Source organism: Aeromicrobium sp., assembly GCF_049586495.1.
Lineage (GTDB): Bacteria > Actinomycetota > Actinomycetes > Propionibacteriales > Nocardioidaceae > Aeromicrobium.
In genome coordinates, this window is sequence record NZ_JBAVCB010000026.1 from 1 (window position 1) to 4,633 (window position 4,633).

Annotated in this window: 8 protein-coding genes; 4 read left to right on the top strand and 4 right to left on the bottom strand. The window is 66.8% G+C overall.

All coding sequences use genetic code 11. The features are described from left to right. From WB508_RS01335 to moeZ, 3 genes are all read right to left on the bottom strand, one after another. Positions 1-323 (bottom strand): UvrD-helicase domain-containing protein (locus tag WB508_RS01335; protein WP_423843072.1); only part of this gene is annotated, 323 nt, incomplete at its 3' end. Positions 324-352: 29 nt separating this feature from the next. Beyond that, a complete protein-coding gene (locus WB508_RS01340) occupies positions 353-649 on the bottom strand; it encodes an MGMT family protein (protein ID WP_423843073.1) in 297 nt (98 codons plus the stop codon). 5 nt (positions 650-654) lie between these two features. Then, positions 655-1,827 carry an adenylyltransferase/sulfurtransferase MoeZ gene (gene moeZ / locus WB508_RS01345; RefSeq protein ID WP_423843074.1) on the bottom strand — a complete coding sequence of 391 codons (1,173 nt, stop codon included), beginning with the start codon at positions 1,825-1,827 and terminating at the stop codon, positions 655-657. Between the two features lie 127 nt (positions 1,828-1,954). Here moeZ and WB508_RS01350 point away from each other — a divergent pair, with 127 nt between their 5' ends. Further along, positions 1,955-2,599, top strand: a complete 645-nt coding sequence (locus WB508_RS01350) for a TetR/AcrR family transcriptional regulator (protein WP_423843075.1) — start codon at positions 1,955-1,957, stop codon at positions 2,597-2,599. A gap of 2 nt (positions 2,600-2,601) precedes the next feature. Continuing rightward, on the top strand, positions 2,602-2,856 hold the full coding sequence (locus WB508_RS01355; protein ID WP_423843076.1) for a DUF3107 domain-containing protein: 255 nt from the start codon (positions 2,602-2,604) through the stop codon (positions 2,854-2,856). A 63-nt stretch (positions 2,857-2,919) separates the two neighbouring features. Here WB508_RS01355 and WB508_RS01360 read toward each other — a convergent pair whose 3' ends face one another. Next, a complete protein-coding gene (locus tag WB508_RS01360; protein ID WP_423843077.1) occupies positions 2,920-3,288 on the bottom strand; it encodes a hypothetical protein in 369 nt (122 codons plus the stop codon). Positions 3,289-3,436: 148 nt separating this feature from the next. Here WB508_RS01360 and WB508_RS01365 point away from each other — a divergent pair, with 148 nt between their 5' ends. After that, entirely contained in the window at positions 3,437-3,805 is a 369-nt protein-coding gene (locus tag WB508_RS01365; protein WP_423843078.1) for a rhodanese-like domain-containing protein, read from the top strand. 39 nt (positions 3,806-3,844) lie between these two features. Further along, positions 3,845-4,633: AfsR/SARP family transcriptional regulator (locus WB508_RS01370; protein WP_423843079.1), on the top strand; the 789-nt coding region annotated here is incomplete at its 3' end.

Here is a 4,633-nt window from a genome sequence, read left to right on the forward strand (position 1 = left end):
CGCACGACGCCGTAGCAGAAGGAGTGGAAGGTCATGGTGGGCGTGGACGACGCCGCGGTGCTGAGCCGCCGGGCGATGCGTCCCCGCAGTTCCTCGGCCGCCTTGCGGCTGAAGGTCAGCACCAAGATCTCGTCAGGAGCGAAACCACGGTGCTCGATCCGCTCGACGACGGTCTCGACGAGCGTGGTCGTCTTGCCGGTGCCCGGACCGGCCAGCACCAGCAGCGGCCCGCCGGCGTGGTCGACGACGGACTGCTGGCGTTCGTCGAGCACGGGCGCTGCCGCCAGCGGGTCGGCAGGTCGCCGCACGTACTCGATCACCATGGCGCCATCTCACCAGAGACGACTGACAATCAGTCCGGCAACTCCCACACAGCGGTCTTCATCTGCACCCGCCCACGATGGACGGGTGTGCCCTCCTCCAGCCAGTGCACCTGCGCCTCACCCATCAGGGGCGCCGCCATCGTGCCGTCCGCCCGCACCACACGCCACCAGCTGACCGCCGATCCCTCCAGCGACATCACCCGACCGACGTAGCGCGGCCCGTAACCGGCCGACAGGTGCTCGGCCACGCGCCCGTAGCTCAGCACCCGCCCGACCGGAATCTGCTCCACCAGCGCGAGCACCTGCTCGGTGAACTGCTCATCCATGCCGTTCAGTAGGTGGGCTGGCTGGGGTCGATCTGGTTGACCCAGGCGACGACCCCGCCGCCGACGTGCACCGCGTCGGAGTAGCCGGCGCCCTTGAGCACCGCCAGGGCCTCGGCCGAGCGCGCGCCGGACTTGCAGTGCAGCACGATCTGCTGGTCTGAGGGCAGCTGCTCCAGGGCGTTGCCGTTGAGGAACTCGCCCTTGGGTATCAGGACCGACCCGGGGATGTGGTTGATCTCGTACTCGTTGGGCTCCCGAACGTCGACCAGCACGAAGTCGCGACCGCCGTCGTTGCGCTCCTTGAGCCAGCCGTCGAGCGTGGCGACCGAGATGGTGGAGTCGGCGGCCGCCTCGGCCGCTTCCTCGCTGACCGCGCCACAGAAGGCCTCGTAGTCCTCCATCAATTCGGTGGGCAGCACGCCGTTGGGGTCACGCTGCACCTTCAGCGTCGAGTACCGCATCTCGAGCGCGTCATAGACCATCAGTCGGCCGATCAGCGGATCGCCGATGCCGGTGATGAGCTTGATCGCCTCGGTGACCATGATCGATCCGATCGAGGCGCACAGCACGCCCAGCACGCCGCCCTCGGCGCAGGACGGGACCATGCCCGGCGGCGGCGGCTCGGGGTAGAGATCGCGGTACTGCGGACCCTCCTGAGCCCAGAACACCGACACCTGGCCCTCGAAGCGGTAGATCGAGCCCCACACGTATGGCTTGTTCAGGATCACCGCTGCGTCGTTGACCAGGTAGCGAGTGGCGAAGTTGTCCGTGCCGTCGACGATCAGGTCGTACGCAGCGAAGATGTCGAGCACGTTGTCGGTGTCGAGGCGCACCTCGTGCTGGATCACGGTGACGTACGGGTTGATCTCGGCGACGGACTCGGCTGCCGACGTGACCTTGGGCTTGTCGATGTCGGACTGGCCGTGGATGACCTGCCGCTGCAGATTGGACTCGTCGACGACATCGTCGTCGATGATGCCGAGCGTGCCCACACCAGCCGCCGCCAGGTACAGCAGCGCCGGACTGCCCAGTCCGCCGGCGCCGATCACGAGCACCTTGGCGTTCTTGAGCCGCTTCTGCCCGATCATGCCGACGTCAGGAATGATCAGGTGTCGGCTGTAGCGCCGCACCTCATCGATGGTGAGCTCGACTGCGGGTTCCACGAGTGGGGCGACCACGGCATTCTCCTTTGTGCGGCGTGCAGCACGGACACTTCGACAACACGTCCGAACGGCCCATTGTTCCCGACACGCGACCTGTCCCGCTGCCGCGTCCACATTCTGGCGGACCCACTACGCTGACGTCGTGACCGAAGCCATCGGAGCCCGCCCTCGCTCCAGCCGTCTGCCGCGCTCGGCGCGGCGAGCCCAGTTGCTCGACGTGGCGCTCGGGGTCTTCGTCGAGCAGGGCTATCACGCAGCGTCCATGGACGAGATCGCCGACCGGGCCGGAGTCTCCAAGCCCGTGCTCTATCAGCACTTCCCCGGCAAGCTCGACCTGTACCTGGCCCTGCTGGAGACGTCGTGCGACACCGTCATCACCGAGGTGCGCGCCGCACTCGCCTCCACCTCGGACAACCGGCGACGCGTGCAGGCCACCATGGAGCTCTGGTACGGGTACGTCGCCGATCAGGGCGCTGCTTTCCGACTGGTGTTCGAGTCTGACCTGACCAATGATCCCTCCGTGCGCAGCCAGATCGACCGGGTCGTGTTCGAGTCCGCTTCCTCGATCGCCGAGGTGATCCGCGACGACACCGGCTTGCCCGATCCCGCCGCTCACCTGCTCGCGGTCAGTCTCGTCGGCATGGGTCATGTTGGCGCCCAGAACTGGATGTCGCGCGACTCGAGCCTGAGTCGCGCCGAAGCCGTCGAGCTCGTCGCTGGCCTGGCCTGGCGCGGCATCGGCGGATTCCCCCGCAACGAAGACGACAACACCCAAGGAGATGAGTGACCGTGGAGGTCAAGATCGGCGTGCAGCACGCCCCGCGTGAATTGTCGGTGTCGACCGAGGACGAGCCTCAGGCCGTGCTCGACGCCCTGCAGTCTGCCCTGCAGGACGACTCGGTCTTCACCCTCACAGACGACAAGGGTCGCACCGTGGCCATCCCGGCTGCCCGGGTCGCTTACCTGGACTTCACCTCGGACGCCGGACGCAAGGTCGGCTTCGGACTGGCCGCCAGCGAGGCCGTCACCGCGTCGTCGAAGTAGCCGCCACCGCGGACCTGCGCCGGTTCTTCAGACGCAGGATCGCGCTCAGCACCCGCATCACGATCATGCGCCGGACATCACGTTCTGCGCGTGCTCGCCGAACTGCTTCATGGGCCCGATCGGGCCGACCTCGATGAACACGACACCTTCGTCCGTGTGAGCCGTGTGCCCGGCTGGCCAGTAGTAGACCTCACCGGCGCGCGCCGTCTCGACCGTGCCGTCGGCGTGATCGATCACGACTGAGCCCTCCAAGATGATGCCCCAGTGCGGACTCGGGCACCGGTCGTTCGGCAACCCCTGCAGCACCGGCCCGAAATCAGTTCCAGCAGGAACACGAGCATGCCGAATGGCCTGCTCGCCCATCTCCACGTAGCGCGTCTCCAATTCGCCGGCCGAGACCTCGATGTCCATGTCGTTGATGGCAGTACTCATGATGTGCTCCTGGTGAGAGTAGGACTTTCCACCGAGTCTCACGTCGCGCCGTTCCCAAATCGTTCCTGACCGACCCACCTCAGGAACGGTCCGGGAACGGTGATCGGGGCAGGCTGCGTTGATGTTGCCGGACTGGGAGGTCAGGGTCATGGATGTACTCGCGATGGTCGCGGTGGCGAGGTCGGGGATCGAGAATCTACGACCTCACGAAGTCATGGCCGAGATGAAGAGCCAGAAGGTGCTGCTGATCGACGTGCGCGAACCAGCAGAGACCGCTGACGGCTCGATCCAGGGGGCCGTGTTCACCCCCCGCGGAACGCTCGAGTTCTGCGCGGATCTCACCACGTCGAGTCATGACGAGGGGTTCGATCTGCGACGCAGAACGATTCTCTGCTCGGCAACGGGACGGCGATCAGCGCTCGCCGGACACACCCTGCAGTCAATGGGCTATCTGGACGTCGCACACCTGGAGGGCGGCCTCGAGGCGTGGGTCGCCGCCGGATTCTTGCTGACGTGACAGGCCGAGGTCGCTAGGCTCCCCCTGTGGGAGGTTGCCATGACGATCGATGAAGTCCACGTCCAGCTTCTCGGCGGCTTCGAGGTCTTGTCAGATGGCGAGCGGGTCGACTCATCTCGATGGCCCGGACGTCGTGCCGCCGATCTCGTCCAGCTGCTCGCTCTGGCTGATGAGCACCGCATGCTGCGCGAGCAGGTCATCGACGCCCTGTGGCCGCAGCTCGGGCCCGAGGCCGGTGCAGCCAATCTGCGCAAGGCTGCCCACCACGCCCGCCGAGCCCTGGCTGACCCGGAGTCGGTGATTCTCCACCGCGGATTGGTCACCTTGTTCCCCTCCCGGACCGTGACCACCGACGTGGCCGCATTCGAGTCGGCCGCCCAGTTGGCGCTGGCACACCAGAACACCTCTGCAGCGCAGGACCTCGCTGACAGTCTTCCCGGAGACCTGCTCCCCGGATCGCTGTACGAAGAATGGACTCAGGCGCCGAGAGACCGTCTGCAGAGCCTCCGAGCCGACCTCCTGCGACTCGCAGGTCGCTGGGAACGGCTGGTCGACCTCGACCCCACCGACGAGGAGGCCTGCCGAGCGGTGATGCTCGACCGTCTCGCGGCCGGTCGCCGGCACGCCGCCATCTCCACCTACGGACGACTCCGAACGGCGCTGCGGGTCGGGCTCGGTGTGGCCCCGAGCGACGAGACTCAGAAGGTCTACGACGAATGCGTCCACGGGCTGGTCGCCGCAGAGTCACGCTTCGTCGGACGCGACGTCCCGTTGTCGATCATCACCTCACGTCTCCGCTCCCCGGGGGCGGGCGCAGCAACGCTGATC

Bases quoted from the DNA above. Each gene is read 5' to 3' on its own strand.
- WB508_RS01340 (WP_423843073.1), bottom strand. From the start codon at position 649: ATGGATGAGCAGTTCACCGAGCAGGTGCTCGCGCTGGTGGAGCAGATT.
- WB508_RS01360 (WP_423843077.1), bottom strand. From the start codon at position 3,288: ATGAGTACTGCCATCAACGACATGGACATCGAGGTCTCGGCCGGCGAA.
- WB508_RS01365 (WP_423843078.1), top strand. From the start codon at position 3,437: ATGGATGTACTCGCGATGGTCGCGGTGGCGAGGTCGGGGATCGAGAAT.